The organism is Litchfieldia stipae (assembly GCF_014837155.1).
Lineage (GTDB): Bacteria > Bacillota > Bacilli > Bacillales > Bacillaceae_L > Litchfieldia.
Genome location: NZ_JACYHA010000007.1, coordinates 19,295 through 36,588, shown reverse-complemented (window position 1 = coordinate 36,588; position 17,294 = coordinate 19,295). Strand labels below are relative to the sequence as shown.

Annotated in this window: 16 protein-coding genes and 1 pseudogene; 5 read left to right on the top strand and 12 right to left on the bottom strand. The window is 41.3% G+C overall.

Going from position 1 to position 17,294, the window contains the following annotated elements:
* Positions 1-6: 6 nt before the first annotated feature.
* Positions 7-498 carry a competence protein ComK gene (locus tag F7888_RS10360; RefSeq protein WP_191779143.1) on the bottom strand — a complete coding sequence of 164 codons (492 nt, stop codon included), beginning with the start codon at positions 496-498 and terminating at the stop codon, positions 7-9.
* Positions 499-583: 85 nt separating this feature from the next.
* The gene (locus F7888_RS10355; protein WP_191779141.1) at positions 584-925 is read right to left on the bottom strand and encodes a helix-turn-helix domain-containing protein; all 342 of its coding nucleotides are present in this window, start codon (positions 923-925) and stop codon (positions 584-586) included.
* A 279-nt stretch (positions 926-1,204) separates the two neighbouring features.
* On the opposite strand from F7888_RS10355, the gene F7888_RS10350 reads away from it, so the two are divergent.
* On the top strand, positions 1,205-1,588 hold the full coding sequence (locus F7888_RS10350; protein ID WP_191779140.1) for a YybH family protein: 384 nt from the start codon (positions 1,205-1,207) through the stop codon (positions 1,586-1,588).
* A 45-nt stretch (positions 1,589-1,633) separates the two neighbouring features.
* Here the strand turns inward: F7888_RS10350 and F7888_RS10345 are convergent, their stop codons facing one another.
* The 4 genes and pseudogenes from F7888_RS10345 to F7888_RS10330 all read right to left on the bottom strand — a co-directional run bounded on the left by F7888_RS10345 (position 1,634) and on the right by F7888_RS10330 (position 5,059).
* Positions 1,634-2,302 (bottom strand): DNA alkylation repair protein, encoded by a 669-nt coding sequence (locus F7888_RS10345; RefSeq protein WP_191779418.1) that lies wholly within the window; start codon positions 2,300-2,302, stop codon positions 1,634-1,636.
* A 204-nt stretch (positions 2,303-2,506) separates the two neighbouring features.
* On the bottom strand, positions 2,507-3,505 hold the full coding sequence (locus tag F7888_RS10340; protein WP_191779137.1) for an NADP-dependent oxidoreductase: 999 nt from the start codon (positions 3,503-3,505) through the stop codon (positions 2,507-2,509).
* 26 nt (positions 3,506-3,531) lie between these two features.
* Positions 3,532-3,881 (bottom strand): annotated as a pseudogene (locus F7888_RS10335) (ArsR/SmtB family transcription factor).
* Positions 3,882-4,111: 230 nt separating this feature from the next.
* Positions 4,112-5,059: a DNA/RNA non-specific endonuclease gene (locus F7888_RS10330; protein ID WP_191779135.1), complete on the bottom strand. Its 948-nt coding sequence runs from the start codon at positions 5,057-5,059 to the stop codon at positions 4,112-4,114.
* 382 nt (positions 5,060-5,441) lie between these two features.
* Between F7888_RS10330 and F7888_RS10325 the strand changes: the two genes are divergently transcribed.
* Both F7888_RS10325 and F7888_RS10320 read left to right on the top strand, forming a co-directional pair.
* Positions 5,442-6,065: a DUF4352 domain-containing protein gene (locus tag F7888_RS10325; protein ID WP_191779133.1), complete on the top strand. Its 624-nt coding sequence runs from the start codon at positions 5,442-5,444 to the stop codon at positions 6,063-6,065.
* A 376-nt stretch (positions 6,066-6,441) separates the two neighbouring features.
* Positions 6,442-9,858 (top strand): pullulanase, encoded by a 3,417-nt coding sequence (locus tag F7888_RS10320; RefSeq protein WP_225228728.1) that lies wholly within the window; start codon positions 6,442-6,444, stop codon positions 9,856-9,858.
* A gap of 1,124 nt (positions 9,859-10,982) precedes the next feature.
* Here the strand turns inward: F7888_RS10320 and F7888_RS10315 are convergent.
* From F7888_RS10315 to F7888_RS10295, 5 genes are all read right to left on the bottom strand, one after another.
* On the bottom strand, positions 10,983-11,585 hold the full coding sequence (locus F7888_RS10315; RefSeq protein ID WP_191779131.1) for a response regulator: 603 nt from the start codon (positions 11,583-11,585) through the stop codon (positions 10,983-10,985).
* Positions 11,586-11,608: 23 nt separating this feature from the next.
* A complete protein-coding gene (locus F7888_RS10310; protein ID WP_191779129.1) occupies positions 11,609-12,706 on the bottom strand; it encodes a sensor histidine kinase in 1,098 nt (365 codons plus the stop codon).
* Positions 12,707-12,786: 80 nt separating this feature from the next.
* On the bottom strand, positions 12,787-13,473 hold the full coding sequence (locus F7888_RS10305) for an ABC transporter permease (RefSeq protein ID WP_191779127.1): 687 nt from the start codon (positions 13,471-13,473) through the stop codon (positions 12,787-12,789).
* A complete protein-coding gene (locus tag F7888_RS10300) occupies positions 13,473-14,204 on the bottom strand; it encodes an ABC transporter permease (RefSeq protein ID WP_191779124.1) in 732 nt (243 codons plus the stop codon). Before F7888_RS10300 ends, F7888_RS10305 begins: the two co-directional genes overlap by 1 nt.
* Positions 14,201-15,148, bottom strand: coding sequence for an ABC transporter ATP-binding protein (locus F7888_RS10295; protein ID WP_191779122.1), 948 nt, complete (start codon positions 15,146-15,148; stop codon positions 14,201-14,203). Before F7888_RS10295 ends, F7888_RS10300 begins: the two co-directional genes overlap by 4 nt.
* Positions 15,149-15,392: 244 nt before the next feature.
* Here F7888_RS10295 and F7888_RS10290 point away from each other — a divergent pair, with 244 nt between their 5' ends.
* Both F7888_RS10290 and F7888_RS10285 read left to right on the top strand, forming a co-directional pair.
* Positions 15,393-16,013 carry an HAD-IA family hydrolase gene (locus tag F7888_RS10290; RefSeq protein WP_191779120.1) on the top strand — a complete coding sequence of 207 codons (621 nt, stop codon included), beginning with the start codon at positions 15,393-15,395 and terminating at the stop codon, positions 16,011-16,013.
* Between the two features lie 170 nt (positions 16,014-16,183).
* Positions 16,184-16,423: a hypothetical protein gene (locus F7888_RS10285; RefSeq protein ID WP_191779118.1), complete on the top strand. Its 240-nt coding sequence runs from the start codon at positions 16,184-16,186 to the stop codon at positions 16,421-16,423.
* 136 nt (positions 16,424-16,559) lie between these two features.
* Here the strand turns inward: F7888_RS10285 and F7888_RS10280 are convergent, their stop codons facing one another.
* Entirely contained in the window at positions 16,560-17,171 is a 612-nt protein-coding gene (locus F7888_RS10280; RefSeq protein WP_191779116.1) for a LysE/ArgO family amino acid transporter, read from the bottom strand.
* Positions 17,172-17,294 lie beyond the last annotated feature (123 nt).

Here is a 17,294-nt window from a genome sequence, read left to right as displayed (position 1 = left end):
AAAGATTTATTCTTCTTGTCGGTGTGGTGTGTTTGTGAATTGTAGGATGCAGATGGCGGTGCGTTGCATCTGTTTTTGCAGGATGTAGTGGGATTCGTTCATCTGAATCGATTGGTTGTTCTTGAAGTGAAGGATGGATTGGATGCTTGGGTGGTTCTTGTCGGTGAAGGGCTTGATGGATTTGACATGATGGTAGAAGATCCAGCTGCACTCGAATGCTTGTGGTGAATGGGTGGGAAAGGCGAAGATCTGGCTTTGTGGGTTGATGGGGAGCGGGACCTTCTGCTGGGCGCCTGTTAAATGGGTGACGGCCTTTTGTCTTCCGCAGAAGGTGGAGCCTCCGTCTAAGCAGCCTGATTTGATGAGCTGTAGTGGTGTTTTTCTAACGTAGAGCTTACGTGTTTCTTCTAGTGCGATTGTATAATAGTCAGTGTGTGTCGCAGGGAGTAGGGCGATTGTGCGTTGGTTGATTTCATAGTCATCGAGAATTTGATTCACGAAATGAACACTCCTTATTTGGTATAGGGTTATTGGAATAGGTGTTATTCGTACAGGCTAGTTTGAGTGCTGGATTGTGATGATTTTATTTCTGTGGATCAACGGATAACAGGGCGTCTACTGTAAGTAAGGCGGCCTTTTGGATTTCTATTGAACGGTCTGAAAGTTTATCGACGATTTCAATGAGGATCTCCGGGTTCTCATTTTTCCCTAACTTCTCAGACATGAAAAGTAATTCAGATAGACTCGTATCAAGTGCGATTGCTAGCTTCTCAAGTGTCTCTAGCGTTCCAGACTTCTCCGCACGTTCAAGATATCCGATAAAGTTTTCAGACACGCCGATTTCTTCTGCTAACCTTGCTTGACTCCACGCCTTTTTCTTTCTTAATCTTCGAATGCGTTCTCCAATCACTTTTGTGCTATACAAATAAATCACCTCTAAGGATAGTTAATCCTATAAAGGGTCAAACTTGGACAAACCACAGGTTGGTATTTTTGAGTGATTCCACACGATAGTTGGGATTTCGCAATATTGCCATATTTGGGGGATGTTTGGTTGAATGGTTGGAGGTGATGTTAGTGATTTTGGATGAAAAAAGTTGTCAGAAGGCATCTGAAAGTGTTGAATATCGCCAAGTTTCCACTAATATTCCCTTTTAAAACTGTGTTAGACTATATTTTATAAAAGGTGATGGGAGAGTTGAAAATGGAAGTATTACACAATTACATGAAAGCAACAAATACTCACAATTTTGACGAGGTTAGAAAAATACTGCATCCTAATGCTGTATATTTCTTCACAGATCAAACCTGTACAACCCACGAAGAAATAAAGGCTTACTTTGAACATGCTTGGTCAGTGGTAAAAGACGAAAATTATGAAGCTCAAGCTGTGACATGGTTATATAGGGAAAGTCACTCCGCAACCTGTACTTATACCTATTTCTATGAAGGGTATATTGATGGAACTTATACAAGTGGTCGTGGACGAGCGACAAATGTCTTTGTCAAAGAATCTGACGAATGGCTACTCATTCATGAGCATTTAAGCCCATTGCCACATGGGGACGGTTCTCATGTGTCATTTTGAATCAGTGCAAAGAAAAAAGAAGCATGAGAACAGACCCATGCTTCACTAATGATTATGTCGTTTGTTCACTTCAATTGTAATGAACTCTGGTAAATAGCTGGGAGTACAACCTTTTGCTACTTTTTCATCTTTGTAAAGACCCGTTTTCTCACCTAGTTTCATACAACGTGCACGATTCTGTTCATCATAAACGCCTATCCAGCCTGCCGTGAAATTCATCGCCCATTGAACTTCCGGTTCTTCCTGCGCAATATTAGCCTCTAATGCAGATAGTAAGTATGCGGTGTTATCAGGCGGTGTTTGTCCAGTCCATCTCAATCGCGCTTGATAATACCAGAAAGCTCGCCTTTGAAGAGGAGAAGGACTACTTTCCCATGACTCCATCAATGCCATTGTCTTCTTGCTTTTGGTGAGCTGATTAGCCATTAACCAATCCATTAAGTTATTTCGCTCATCAAAAGGGTGAGTCTGCATATCCTTATCAAGCTGATGTAGCACATCTTCTGATAGAAGTTTTTTGTCCATAATTAAGATGGCTAATAGTCTGGGTAAGTACTCTTCAGTTGCCCAAAGTTCCATCGCTAGTTCGTGATCTTTTTTAATGTCCTTGGCGATTTTTCGTAAGTCGCCTAGCTTAGTTGTACTGTTGATCTGGGCTAGAATGTCTTCTGCTTTTGATAAGCGTGTTAGTTCTGTACCTTGATTTTGATTCATTTTATACAACTCCTTTAGACGGGGGCGGTTCTCGTGTGGCATTTCGAATCGCTGCAGAGAAAGATGAAGCGTGAGAACTTGGCCCAAGCCTTTCTTTTAATAGTATCACTAATTATTGTCCCAATAAAGAAAGGTGGGACGGTTCTTACGTGTTCTTTCCAACCGGTGGAAATCAAAAGGAGGAAGCGTGAGAACCGTCCCCACTCATCTAATTTTCACAATAATTTTCCCTTTCGCCCTTCCTGTTTCCGCATATTCCATTGCTTGTTGAGCCTCTTCAAAGGGGAATACTCTATCAATGATAGGTTTGATTTTACCAGCCTCTATATGGTCAGCGATGATACGTAATTGCTCTCCACTTGGCTTCATGAACAAAAATGTGTATTGAACATGATGCTTTTTTTCAAGCTTGGTCATGTTATGAGTTGCTATTGAGAACAACAGTGTTTTTAACCATCCTGAACCGTATTCCTTACCAAAGCGAGCATTGGGTAATCCGGAGACGGAAACCATTTTTCCTCCGCTTTTTAACACTTGGAATGATCTTTCGAGGTTTTCGCCCCCAAGGGTATCAAAGACAGCGTCGTAGTCTTTCAGAATCTCTTCGAATTTTTCTGTTTTGTAATTGATGATTTCATCAGCACCAAGAGACTTAACTAGATTCGTGCCAGCTTCACTTGCGGTCGTTGCAACAGTGGCACCCATGATTTTAGCCAGTTGAATAGCAAACGTACCGACACCACCAGCCCCAGCCTGAATGAAGATCTTTTGCCCCTTTTGTAATTGCATAATGTCTGTTAGGGCTTGATAGGAGGTGAGTCCAACCAGTGGAATCGATGCGGCTTCTTCAAAGCTCAAATTCTTAGGCTTTAAGGCGATGTCATCCTCATGAATCGCGATATATTCCGCAAACGTACCGATTTTACTCTTGCGTGGACGTGCATAGATTTCATCACCCACTTTAAAACGAGTCACTTTTGCGCCAACCTTTGCAACAATACCAGCAAAGTCATTCCCTAAGATAAGCGGCATCTTATAGTTCACTAACAATTTTACTTTCCCATCTCTTATTTTGAAATCTACAGGATTAATACTGGCTGCATGAATTTCTGCCAGCACCTCATATTCCCCGATGTCAGGTGTGGGCATTTCTACCAAACGCATCGGAACCTTCCCATACCGATCAATCACCATTGCTTTCATAGCCGATTCCTCCCAATCATGTATGTTTAATTACCCTCATTTTGATAAAAATTCTGCATGAACGTATCAATATCCATCACAAGCGTTCTTAATAAACCTAATTCAGTGCGTACATTTATATAATAAAAATTCTTTGTTCCTTCTTTCCGCATTAAAATTACACCCGCATCTCGTAAAATCCTGAGATGATGAGACACCGCAGGTCGAGAAAGATGAGTTTTCTCAGTGATTTCACCCACACGCAATCCAGTTTGACAATCGGTCCCCATCAGAACTAAAAGAATAGATTGCGTGTCTCATCCCCAATGGCGAGTAGTACTTTTTGACTTTTCATAAAATCCTCTTTGATGATATTCAGTTGCTCCTGTTTATCCATTCAGTAAAATACCTCCAACCATTTGTTTAATCGTTTAAGTTGATGAACCATCTGGTTGAATACAACAATAACCGATTGTTACGTCTGCTGCAATATTGAGAAAGAAAATCGAGACGGAAGAACGGGGACGGTTCTCATGTGTCATTCCAAATCAATGCAAAAAAAGGAAGCATGAGAACCGTCTGTCCCCATGCTTCCAAAAAAAGAAGCATGAGAACTGGCCTCATGCTTTATTCGCCTACCATGCCGTCATTATCATTGTCACGCATGTAGGGGTATAACCAATGATCGCTCGTTATTGGCATCTTGAAACCTGCATCTTTTGCTTCTTTAATTGTCACTTGTCCATTCCCGTTTGTATCAATACTAGAGATATCACCGGTTTTGGCTGGACTAGTTGAATCAGTTGGCTTGCTGCCTGTTAAACCAAGTGACTCGTTGACTTCATCAGGGTTCACATTGTCAAATGTATCAACAATCACATTGCCCTTTAACGTATAGGTGTACTTATAACTTGAAGGAATCTGCGTTTCTGTATTCGGATAGGTGATAATGGCTTCAAAATTCGTAGCGCCACCAGCACGGCGAATGGCGTCTTCCATATATGCTTGGTCACCATGTCGGTTCAGCGTACTTTCTTGTGGGGTAATATTATACGCATTCGATACCCCTCCAAGCGAATCAGCAATGACATGTCCTTCATCTAACATGTCACTCTCCACACCAGGTACCTTAGCCTCATCAGAAAAGTATCTGCCAGACGATAAAACAGGTTCGTTATCGTCATCTTGCAAAATAATTTCGTCAGCAACCACACGTACTAATTGCCCGTGTTCATTCGTAAATGCCCAATATTCACGCTCCCCAAAACCAATGTCAACAACGACATTAGCCTCACGATATCCAGACAAATTACCACCATCCACTTCAATAAGTGTGTATCCTGCGAACAGGTCATTAGTTGGCTCGGATGGTGTTTCCTCTACTTCTTGCTCTGGTTCATCAACAACCGGTGTGATCGGTTCTTCTTCTTTTTCACTATCTTTCTCTGTTTCAACTGTAGTTACTTCTTGTGGCTCTGTTTCAACATCTGCAATCGATTTATCTTCTACATCAGTACAACCAGCTATAAAGATGATCGTTAAAAGTAAGACTAAATAGTTCAATTTCTTTTTCATCTAAGGACTCCTCTATGTTTTGAATATCTCAGGTTGTTAACAGCGTTAACCTGTTGATAATAGTATAATTCAAGACTAACTTAATTTCAGTACCTACTTTATTCCATACCGTTCAAACGGAGTCCGAGAAGGCGAGCAAAGGTACTCTATAGGTGTTGAGTACGGATGCTCACGGATGCTCACGGATGTTATTTCGATTCAGTACAAAGAAAAAGAAGCGTGAGAACCGTCCCCGTTTTTCCAAAGAAGCGTGAGATTAACAATGTTTTTTGAAAAAAGCTTATATTTTTGCAAAAACGTTACATAATACTTAACACACCTTATTGATGAAAATAAGGTTATGCATTTTAACTTACATTACTAAGAGTAAGGGGGACTTTGAGTGGAAGAGACAAAAGGTAAGAGAAAAAAGCCTTTTTATAAAAGATGGTGGGTATGGTTATTGGCCATTATTTTGATAGTTGCCATTGCGAATGGTGGAGATGAAGAAGATGTAGCATCACCTCCTCCAGAGGAAGGAACCGAAAATGCAACGCCTACAGAAGGAGCAGACGAAGCGCCTGCGGAAGAACCTGAGGAAGAAGTATATGGGATTGGACAAAAGGCAACTGTTGCTGATGTTGGATTCACTGTTAACGGGATTGAAGAAACGAGTGAAATTAACAGTGGTAATGAATTCATTGAAAATGCGACAACTTCAGGCAAATTTATTATTGCGGATATAACAGTAGAAAATGGAAAAAAAGAAGCGTTAACGATTAATTCAAATTATTTCAAGCTAGTATCAGCTGATGATGTTGAATACGAAGCTACAACTGACGGTACAGTTATGATGGCAATGGGTGATGCAATGAATGACTTCTTCCTTACACAAGTAAATCCAGGCTTATCTAAAGGCGGAAAAGTGGTATTTGAAGTACCTGCTGATTTGAATATTGCAGAAGCAAGATTACATTGCCAAACTGGTGCATTTGGTACGGAATCGATTCAGATTTCTTTGAAGTAATTAGTAATAGGTAGTGAAATAGTGTGGAAAAAGCAGAGTGGAATCCTCTGCTTTTTTTCATTAACACGGATTTGGCAGATTGGGGACGGTTCTGATGTGTCATTTTTGTCTAGTTGGCAAAGTGAGAACCGTCCCCATGTTGCCCATTGACAACCTAATTCTATGAATCTATAATAAAAGCGAGTTTGTAAACGTTTTCAAATCTGTGTTGGAGGTGTTTTCGAGGGTAGGGATTTCTGTTATTTTGACTTTTGGTGAAACGTTTTATCATGGATTTATTAGCGTTTTTATGAATAATTTTATGGAATTAATAGTGTTTGATAAAACGTTTAATCAACATTTTTTTGCTAATTATAGAGGAGAAAGGGTTGAGTGTATGAGTAAGCAATCGATGAAAAAGGCATTAATCGTTTTGATGGTTTTTATGATGTTTATTCCAATTGGAAGTCTTCAAATTCCGTTAAGTGTAAATGCGGAGACGGTTGGTACGCTTGAAGCAACTGATATTCCAGAGAACACAATAAGAATTCATTACCAAAAAGCGGATCAACATTATGAGAATCTTGGTCTTTGGTTATGGGAGGATGTTGCGGCACCATCGACTGATTGGGCGGCCGGAGCTACTCCTTTTTCAGCTGAGCAGACGGACAGCTATGGAGCTTATGTTGATGTAGAGCTGAAGGAAGGTGCACAGAAGCTCGGGTTTTTAGTGGTTGATCGAACAACTGGTGAAAAAGAAGGTGGAGATAAGAATTTCACCATTAGTTCCCCTGAGATGAATGAGATTTGGATTAAAGAAGGAACGGATGACATTTTTACATATGAGCCGGTGGAGCTAGCTGAGAATACGGTTAGGATTCATTATGTGAGAGACGATGCTAATTTTGAGAATCTTGGTCTTTGGATGTGGGAGGATGTAAACGCTACATTTGAAAGTTGGCCAACATCAGCGATTCCTTTCACGGCTGAGCAGACAGACCGATATGGTGCGTATATCGATGTTGAATTAAAAGAAGATGCACAAAAAATTGGCTTCTTAGTTGTAAATAGAGAAAATGGTGAAAAAGAGGGTGGAGACAAAGGGTTTTCACTACTAGAAGACTATAACCATCTATGGATTAAAGAGGGTGATGACAATGTCTATATTTCACCTTATTGGGAAACACCAACTGGGATTGTGTCAGGGGAAGTATTGTCTGATCGCAAGTTAAGCCTTACTTTTACAAGCACAAAGGGGTTAACGACGGAGGAGTTAGTGCAATCGTTAAGTATAACTGATAAGGATAACAACGCTGTTAGCATTGATTCTGTTGAAATCGCGAGTGAGACTTCGGTCATTGTTCATGCGCAGATGAATTTGGACAATGCACCATTCAATGTGACGTTCCAAGGACGAACAGTACCTGCCAAAGTAGGTTGGAGATTGTTAGATGAGATGTATGCTTATGATGGCAATGATCTTGGAGCGACTTATAAAAATGGCGATGTGACATTGAAGCTTTGGGCGCCAACGGCTAGTGCTGTGACAGCGAATTTTTATGATAAAGGCGATGCTTCTGCTCTTGTTGGAAGTATTGAACTTGAGCTAGGTGAGCATGGTGTTTGGGCTGCAGACGTGACGGCAGCGGAGTTAGGTGTCGCGGACGTAAGGGGTTATTACTATCAATATGATGTTACAAATGATGGTGTATCGAAGAAAGTGTTAGATCCTTATGCGAAATCAATGGCGGCTTTTACCGTGAATACGCATGGAGAAGCGGGTCCGGATGGAGATACGGTTGGGAAAGCAGCCATTGTTGATTTAAGTGCAACGAATCCTTCTGGTTTTAATGGAGCCGATATTGAGGGCTATGAAAAGAGAGAAGATGCAATTATTTGGGAAGTTCATGTGAGAGATTTCACCTCTGATCCATCGATTGAAGGTGATTTACATGCGAGATGGGGAACGTATTCAGCGTTTATTGATAAGCTTGATTATATTAAATCTCTTGGTGTGACACATGTTCAGCTTTTACCAGTCATGGCTTGGTATTATGGTGACGAAACGAAGATGGGTGAGAGGGAATTAGACTATTCAGCTGGTGGTAATGAGTACAACTGGGGCTATGATCCTCACAATTACTTCTCTCCAGATGGGGCTTACTCTGAGAACCCAGAGGACCCAGAGTTAAGAATTAAGGAGTTAAAAGAACTGATTGACGCGATTCATGATGCAGGTATGGGTGTTGTTCTTGATAATGTCTATACTCATATGGCAAAAGCAGATTTTCTAAATGATATCGTGCCTAATTATTATGCTTTCCAAGATGCGAATGGTAATTTTATAGGCGGCTTTGGAAATAATCTTGCTACGAATCACAAGATGGCTGAGAAGCTGATGATAGATTCAGTGAAATATTGGTTTGAAGAATTCAAGATTGATGGTATGAGATGGGATATGATGGGTGATGCAACGTATGATGCGGTGCAAAGAGCCTATGATGCGGCAGCTGACATCAATCCTGATGCGTTATTTATTGGAGAAGGCTGGGTCACATTTGGTGGTCACTTAGCAGATCCATCGTTGCAAGGAATGGGTGCTGATCAACAATGGATGGACAAAACGGATAATGTGGGTGTCTTTTCTGATGAAATCCGTAATGAATTGAAATCAGGGTTTGGTTCAGAAGGTGAGCCACGATTCCTGACTGGTGGGGCGAGAGATATTAACTTGATCTTCAATAATATTAAAGGTCAACCAACGAATACTCCTGCAGATGATCCAGGTGATATGGTTCAATATATTGCGGCACATGATAATCTTCCATTATATGATGTGATTGCGCAATCGATTAAAAAAGATCCGTCCATCCCGGAGAACGACTTGGAAATTCATAAGCGAATCCGAATTGGGAACGCGATGATTTTAACATCTCAAGGGACGGCCTTCCTTCATGCAGGTCAAGAGCTTGGGCGTACGAAGCAGTGGAAGGCAGACGGTGTACCTGAACAAAAGTATCATGCACTTGAAGATGAAGCTGGAGAAGTATTTGGCTACTTTGTACATGATTCATACGACTCTTCCGATGCAATTAATATGTTCGATTGGGAAAAAGCAACCAATTCCGATACGTATTCAGTGAACAACGTCACTCGTGAATACACAACCGGTCTCATTGAACTAAGAAAATCATCAAATGCATTCAGACTTGGTGAACTAGACTTAGTCAACTCGAATGTGACACTAATTGATTCACCTGAAATCAATGATCAAGACCTAGTGATTGGTTATAAAAATGAATCCACAGACGGAACAGGAAGCTACTATGTCTTCATTAACGCTGACAATCAAGAAAGAACGATTACATTGTCAGAAGACTTAACGGCCTACAAAGTATTAGTCGACAGTGATGAGGCAGGCGTGGCAGAAGTAACGGAGATGTCTGGATTTGAACTCACAGAAAGCAGCCTGACAATGGAGCCGTTGACAACAATCGTGATTAAAAATGAAGTAAAGGGTGAGGAGACTGATCCAGTAGACCCGGTGGATCCAGCTGAGCCGGGAGAGCCAGTAAATCCTGAGAAGCCGATAGATTCTGAGGACCCAGAACAACCAGCTGATCAGGTTGATTCAGAAGACCAAGAAGTAGGAACAGATCCAACTGATCAAGAAGAGAGTGGAACAGTTAAAGATGGAAGTGAAAATCAACTTCCGAATACAGCAACTAATAATTACACTTTATTATTAATTGGTGCGTTGATGCTAGTACTTGGGTTTGGTTTGTATGGAGTTAGGAGACTAAGAAGAAATTAAGAGCGAGAAGGAGCCAGGGGGACAGTCCCACTGGCTCTTTTTGTGCCGCGGGGACTGTCCCGAGCTTTCGTATTCTTCAGCCAGGAAGGATCTATCCGTTGAATCATACTCATCTTTCGTGGGAATATAGCTGAGATTCGTTGGATTCCATCCGGATTTGGTTGAATTCATTGGTATGTTCCAGCCAGGAAGGCCCCTTCCGTTGAATCATACTCATCTTTCGTGGGAATATAGCTGAGATTCGTTGGATTTCATTCGGATTTCGTTGAATTGATTGATATGTTTCAGCCAGGAAGACCCCTTCCGTTGAATCATACTCATCTTTCGTGGGAATATAGCTGAGATTCGTTGGATTCCATTCGGATTTGGTTGAATTGATTGATATGTTCCAGGCATCAAGAGCACTTCGTTGAATGATACTCATCTTTCGTGGGAATATAGCTGAGATTCGTTGGATTCCATCCGGATTTGGTTGAATTCATTGGTATGTTCCAGCCAGGAAGGCCCCTTCCGTTGAATCATACTCATCTTTCGTGGGAATATAGCTCAGATTCGTTGGATTCCATCCAGATTTGGTTGAATTGATTGATATGTTTCAGGCATCAAGAGCACTTCGTTGAATGATACTCATCTTTTGTGGGAATAAGGCTCAGATTCGTTGGATTCCATCCGGATTTGGTTGAATTGATTGGTCTGATCCAGCAGCCGTGAGGACATTCCGCACGCTTCCTATTTTTTATTAAACCACAAATACTTTTTTATTACTTCAGTCCCAACGGAACTTCCGACAATGCCTATTAGAACGTTTGATGAAATGGTTTTAACTACATAATATATTACGACCCCAGTGATGCAATCTATGATAATGAATTTTTTTATTGTTGAACTATTAATAGAATAGAAGATAACCTGGTTTTGATTTTTCATTGTCTTCACACCTTATTGTTTTCCTATAGGTATGAATGTTCATGATTGTCTTATTCTACAAACTTGCTTGGGATGCTATTGGGACGGTTCTCGCGTCTCCATATCTCTGTGAAACACACATTGTGAAACAAGAAAATTCGGGTGGTGACAGGCACAACTAGGAAAAGGAAGCGTGAGAACCGTCCCCAAACTTCCCACTAACCCAAATAATAAATAGCTAATTGGGTTCTATCGCGGAGTTGGAGTTTTTCTAAGATAATCGATAGGGTGTTGCGGACGGTTCCTTCACTGATGTAGAGATGCTCGGCGATTTCTCGATTGGAGAGGCCTTGAGCGACTAATCCGGCAATGTCTTTTTCCCGTGGGGTTAATTGTTCTAGGTTTTTCTTTTGTGTGGGCTGCATCAATTGTTTGAGCACATCTGCATCTAAGACAGACGATCCAGACATGAGGGTGCGTAATTGCTGGGCCATACTTGAAACCTCTGTTGATTTGATTAAATAGCCCTCGGCACCAGCTAGGATGGCTAGCCTTATATTCTTTTCATCTTTAAAAGTGGTAAGCATCATGACGCGAACCTTTGGCCATTCTGATTTGATTTGCCGAGTGGCTTGAATCCCATCCATCACAGGCATCTGAATATCCATTAAAACCACATCTGGTACTTCCACCCGGCAGGCTGTAATCGCTTCTGCACCATGACCTGCGGTGCTGATGACCTCCATATCCTCTTCGCGAGATAAAAGCAGTTTCAAGCTTTTACAAACTAAACAATCATCGTCTACGATTAAAATCTTCATCGTTCAAATCTCCCTTTATCGTTTTATTTTAAAGGTAAGACACAAATGAATAAGAAACCATTTGTGGTGTCAGTCGATATACTCCCACCAACAGCCTTCGCCCGATGACGTAGGTTTCTTAGCCCCGTTCCATGACCATGACCATAACTCTCCTTCATGACTCCATCATTAAAAACAGATAGTCTTAGAATATGGGGACTAATATCCAATGTAATTTTCACCATTGTTGGTTTTGCATGCCGAATGGTATTTGTTAAGGCTTCTTTAAGACAGGGATAGAGAATACTCCATAAATGAGCAGGGATGTTGGATGTATCACCAAACACTTGGAAGTTCACAGGACACAGCGTGAATCGGTCACTAATTTCTTGTAATCCCTCGATGCCCAACTCTGTTACTGGCTTGATATTATGGACGGTTTCTCTTAAATAGACCGCACTTTTGGAGAGTCGCTGCTGCGCTTCGTAGAACATTTCTTTGGCAGCTTCCTCGTCGTTTTCCTTCCACAACTGTTCAAAGGCTTGAAAAGCAAGGATTGATGCAGTGAGTTCGTGACCAACTTCATCATGAAGCTGTTGAGCAATGCGGTTTCGTTCTAATTGCTCGGCCATTTGCGCTCCATGAGCATTGGCAATGAGGAGCTCTTCTTTTAAATTGATCAATTCATAATGATCCTTTCGCTGGAGATCGGACTCTCTTTGAAAGTGTTCTGTTTCCTGAGCCCATCGTCCGAGGATCGCTCCCGATAATCCTGCTTGGATGTAGACTGCCACAAGGGCAAGGGAGGTTTCAGGATAGGAGATGGCAAATAAAATTGTGGGTAGCGCATACAGGAATTGCCTCTTTAGCATACTCTCGAATATAGGCATAGCAAGGGCCAAGGCAGCAAATGGCCAATAAATGATCGTGATCATGCAAGCTGCTTGATCGATAAGAACGGTCCATGTTGGGAGGTGAAATCGCCAACGAGCCAGTGTCATCACCACAAGAAACAAGAGAAGGATTACTCCTCCTGTCCCGTTGTCATCCCTTAACCACAACAGGCATAGTAAAAGTAATCCGAATAAGCGCCAATAAATGATTGCTGATGTTGAAGTCCATTTTTCCCATTTCGTCAACATTTGTACACACGTCCTTCTGATTCATACTTATCATTGTAAAGGAGAAAGGGAAAATTGTCAGTCTAGCGAAAGCCTCTTGTCTAAGAAAGTCTTCTTCTGCTACCTACTAATAAAAAAGCGATGCAAAAGAGGAACATAATGACTAACGGGAGGACGAGATCTTTGGCAGTTGCTCCGTAAGAGACAAGAGTCGTTGCTTCTGCTACCCAATAGGTTGGTAATAGCATTACCGCTCGCTGAATGAAAGATGGCATGATTTCTACTGGCCACATGACCCCTCCAAGCATGCCCATCAGAATAATGACTCCTCCTAAAACACTGGTAGCCGTTTCCTTATTTCGGAATATAGAATACCAGGCTAATGAAAATCCTAATGCCGTCATAGAGAAAGCCGTGTAAATAATAAAGAGGAAGAGTGGTGAGGGCAAGTTGTCACCATGTACGAGTACCCCTAACAAAATGAACGCTACATTTACAGTCGTCAAAATAATCGTGTAGGCTAATAAATTTTGCCACAAATATTGAAAATGGGTGATAGGCGCGACACTGACACGTAATAACGTCTTATTGAATCGATCTTCTAAAATAATGCCCCCAAGCCGAGTGGCAATGAACAATAATAGGAGAGGATAATATTGAAATCCTAACGGCATAGGTGGCCATTCTCCTGTAGGTAAAAAAACGGATCCGATGGGCAGCACAAGTAAAAAGAGACTATTTGATTTTTTTCGAAAAAAACGTTTGAACACAAAGGTGAAAATCGTCATCAGAGCTTCCGCCTTCCAAAATAGACTGCTAAGATAGACAATCCAACAGCCCAAGCTATTAGAATACCCAAACTAATGAAGGCTTTGTCAATATGTTCACCTGTCATCGTTGCAAAAATCATATTCTTTCCGAGAGAAAAGGGATTGCTATAGCTTGCGATAAATTGAAAAAAGGTACCTTCAGGTAATGGAAACCATACTTCTCCAAGCGCAAGGCACAACAGTCCGAATCCTGTACCTAAGCGTTCTGCTGTCTTATATGTTTTCACGCCTAATACAAAGTTAATATAAATAAGCTGAATCACAATCGATACAACCAATAGGATAAGAAGGACCAAGCCCATATTTCCCCAATGAACGTCATAGACAAAGATCGTATAAATGACAATGACGAAACTCTGGAGTACATTAAATAGAGTAGAGGAAATTAATATCGCATAGGCATGCTTATGTGCTTCATAGGGTAACGAGTACATTCGCCATTTCATAGAAGTCATGAGGTCGCCCTGCACATATTCCATCGTATAGAAACCACCATACATAAGAAACGTAAGTGTCATAATCACAACAACCTCATCGATCATCGGTATTCCTTGCGATTCACTCATAGCACCATCTACGATAAACCCTAACACAGTAATTAATGCGAGCGGGGTCAATACCAAAATGGCCATGCCAACATAACTTCTGAGCATTCGACGAAACATGAAGTAACTAGACCTTAAAATCACGCTTGCTCGCCTCCATCCCTCAGGCGCTTACCAGTTAGAGTTAAAAATACATCCTCTAAGGTTGGTTTTTCTGCAGAGACGGAATGAATGCCTCCAAAGTCCTTCGCAATCGAAAGGGCGCGATCAAGGTTAGCTGCACCGACTTGTGAAATGATGACAATTTCTTTACCACTTTTAATGACTTGCTTTACTCCTTCAAGCTTACGTAGTTTTTCCAATAGGAGCTCCGACGGGTCAGCTACCTCCAGCTTTATTTTTTCCTCATGCTGAATTCTGTTCACTAGCTCATCAATCGTCCCATTCGCAATGACATGTCCTTGATCAATGATCACCACTCGTGAAGCGAGATTTTGAACTTCCTCCATATAATGTGTGGTGTAAAGAATCGTGGTTCCATTCTTGTTCAATTGACGAATCGTTTCTAATATATGATTCCTGGACTGTGGGTCAATCCCCACGGTCGGTTCATCCATAATGAGTAGTTTCGGTCTGTGAACGAGAGCGCAGGCAATATTTAAGCGCCTTTGCATCCCACCAGAGAATTTAGTTGGAAGCTTATGAGCATGTTCTGAAAGGCCGACAAACTCTAGCGTTTCTTCTATCCGTTTTTTTAATTCTTCTCCCTTAAGACCATAAATGCCTCCGAAAAATGCCAAGTTCTCTCTAGCACTCAGGTCAGTAAAAACCGTGATATCTTGAGTCACTAGCCCAATTTGACGCTTAATCTCTAGTAAATTCGTTTTTTGTTCCTTCCCAAATAAGCTAATCTCCCCTGAATCAAAACCAATAATCCCTGCTAATGCATGTATAAGACTTGTTTTACCTGCTCCATTTGGGCCCAATAACCCAAGAATTTCGCCTTCTCCTATATCTAAATCAACATGATCCAATACCAGCTGAGAACCATATCTTTTCACAATATTATTCATTCGGACAATTGTCATAGCCTTATCCTCCTTGTCATACTTCATAGTATTATCTTAATTGTTCTCAATATAAAAGGAGTAGTTACAAATGTAATGAATGGCAAAGTGGGGACGGTTCTCACGTCTCCATATCTCCGTGAAACGCACATTGTGAAACAAGAAAATTCGGGTGGTGACAGGCACCACTGTTCTTTGTCTGACCTCCGATGCATATTTTAATAAGTGTTGGTTATTCCCAAAAGATCTTAGGAGAGGTTGGCTCATGATTAAGTATGTGATGTTTGATTTTGATGGGACGATTGCGGATTCAAAGAGGGCGATTGTGTCGAGCTGGAATCGTCTTGCCAAGAAGTATAGATATAAAGAAATTACGTTTGAGGAATTGGATGAGTTGAAGAAGCTTTCGCTCAAAGAAAGAAGCCAATTATTGAATTTTCCATTGCGTAAGATTCCGGTTGTCTTGCCCCAGCTTTATAAGTTATTTCTAGAGGCGAGGCATCAGGTGAAGTTGTTTGATGGGATGAAGGAAGTGCTTTCTGAGTTAGGGAGCAAAGGCTATAAAGTGATCATTATTTCCTCTAATTCACGGGACAATATTTTAGACTTTTTGAAGCTTAACGAGATAAACAATGTCACAAAGGTGATTTGTTCGAGTAGTTTTTTTGGGAAGGATAAGTTGATTCAGAGGTTTCTGAGAGAGTCGCAGCTCGGAACCTCTGAAGTGATTTATGTGGGCGATGAGCATCGTGATATTGTCGCATGTAAAAAAGTCGGCGTGAAAATCGTTTGGGTTGGATGGGGGTATGATTCAATTGAAGTGGTCGAAGCGGCAGAACCCGATTATAAGGTATATACGCCGGCGGATATTATGAAGATTATTTAGGGACAGGGGAGATCTCCTGGCTCTATTTTTGCTCGCCAAGACAGTCCTTGTAGTCGAACCATGGACTAAGAAGTATCACTACTCAGATAAAAGACTTGAGATATAATAGATATGGTGAAATTAGTTAAATGTAGGGAAGAGTCTAAGACGAATAGGAGAAAGATTCTATAATGAGAAAATTACATCTAGACAATATAAATAAAACGATTGATAAAAGAAAAAAAGAAGTCAATGAATTGTTGGCGATAAATAGTAGTACTAGGCGTAAAAAACGAAGTCGGGTACGCAGTAAAGGAGAACGGGAAGCGCTTGACCAAATTTCAAAAAAACGCTGGGAGAAATCTGTTGAAAAAGGTGAGATCAAGAAACTTGGTGATCGAAAGTGGTATTATGACCATACAACCGTTTAGATTCTGGGGTCGGTCTTACGTCTCATTTATCCGTGAAACACTGCTGTGAAACGAGAAAATTCGGGTGGTGACAGGCACCACAAAAAAAGGAAGCGTTAGAACCGTCCCCACGCTCCCGTACAAAACCCTAAAGAGCTCAATACAAATGAACCCCTAAATAAATCGCCATCCCCCAAATAATAATGGCTGAGAGCTGGTTGACTCTTTTCAGGAGCATATCACTCTTCCCAAGCTGTCCAACCTTGCGACCGAGGATGGCTAGTGAGAAGAACCAAATCCAAGAGACGATGATACAGGAGATAGCGAAGATAATTTTTTCATGGCCTGTGTAGGCAAGGGAGCTTGTTCCGATGACTCCGATGGTGTCGATAATCGCATGTGGATTAAGTAATGAAACAGAAGCTGCGAACGTTATTTGTCGTCGAGCAGAGAAGCGATGTTGCTGTTGGACATTGTTTGCTGGTTCGGGCGCGCTTCTCCACATCACTAGTCCCATATAAGTTAAGAAGATCAATCCAACGACAAATAGCAAAATCTTCAACCATTCCACATTGAGTACTACCATGGATACGCCTGTGACAGCGAGAAAGATGAGAATCGTATCACAAATTCCTGCTGTGATAATGGCGGGCAATGCGTGTATGAATTTCTTATGAGTTGCCCCTTGATTAAATATAAAGACATTTTGAACGCCCAAAGGCAGAATCAGCCCGAACGCCAAAATCATTCCGTGTACTAGTGCCTGCATAATTTCACTCCCAGTTGGCAAATTGGGGACGGTTCTCATGCTTCATTTTTGGTGGGTTGAGGCCGTTTTGGAAATGGCAAACTGAGAACCGTCCCCATGTCAAGGATACTAAAAAATAATAGA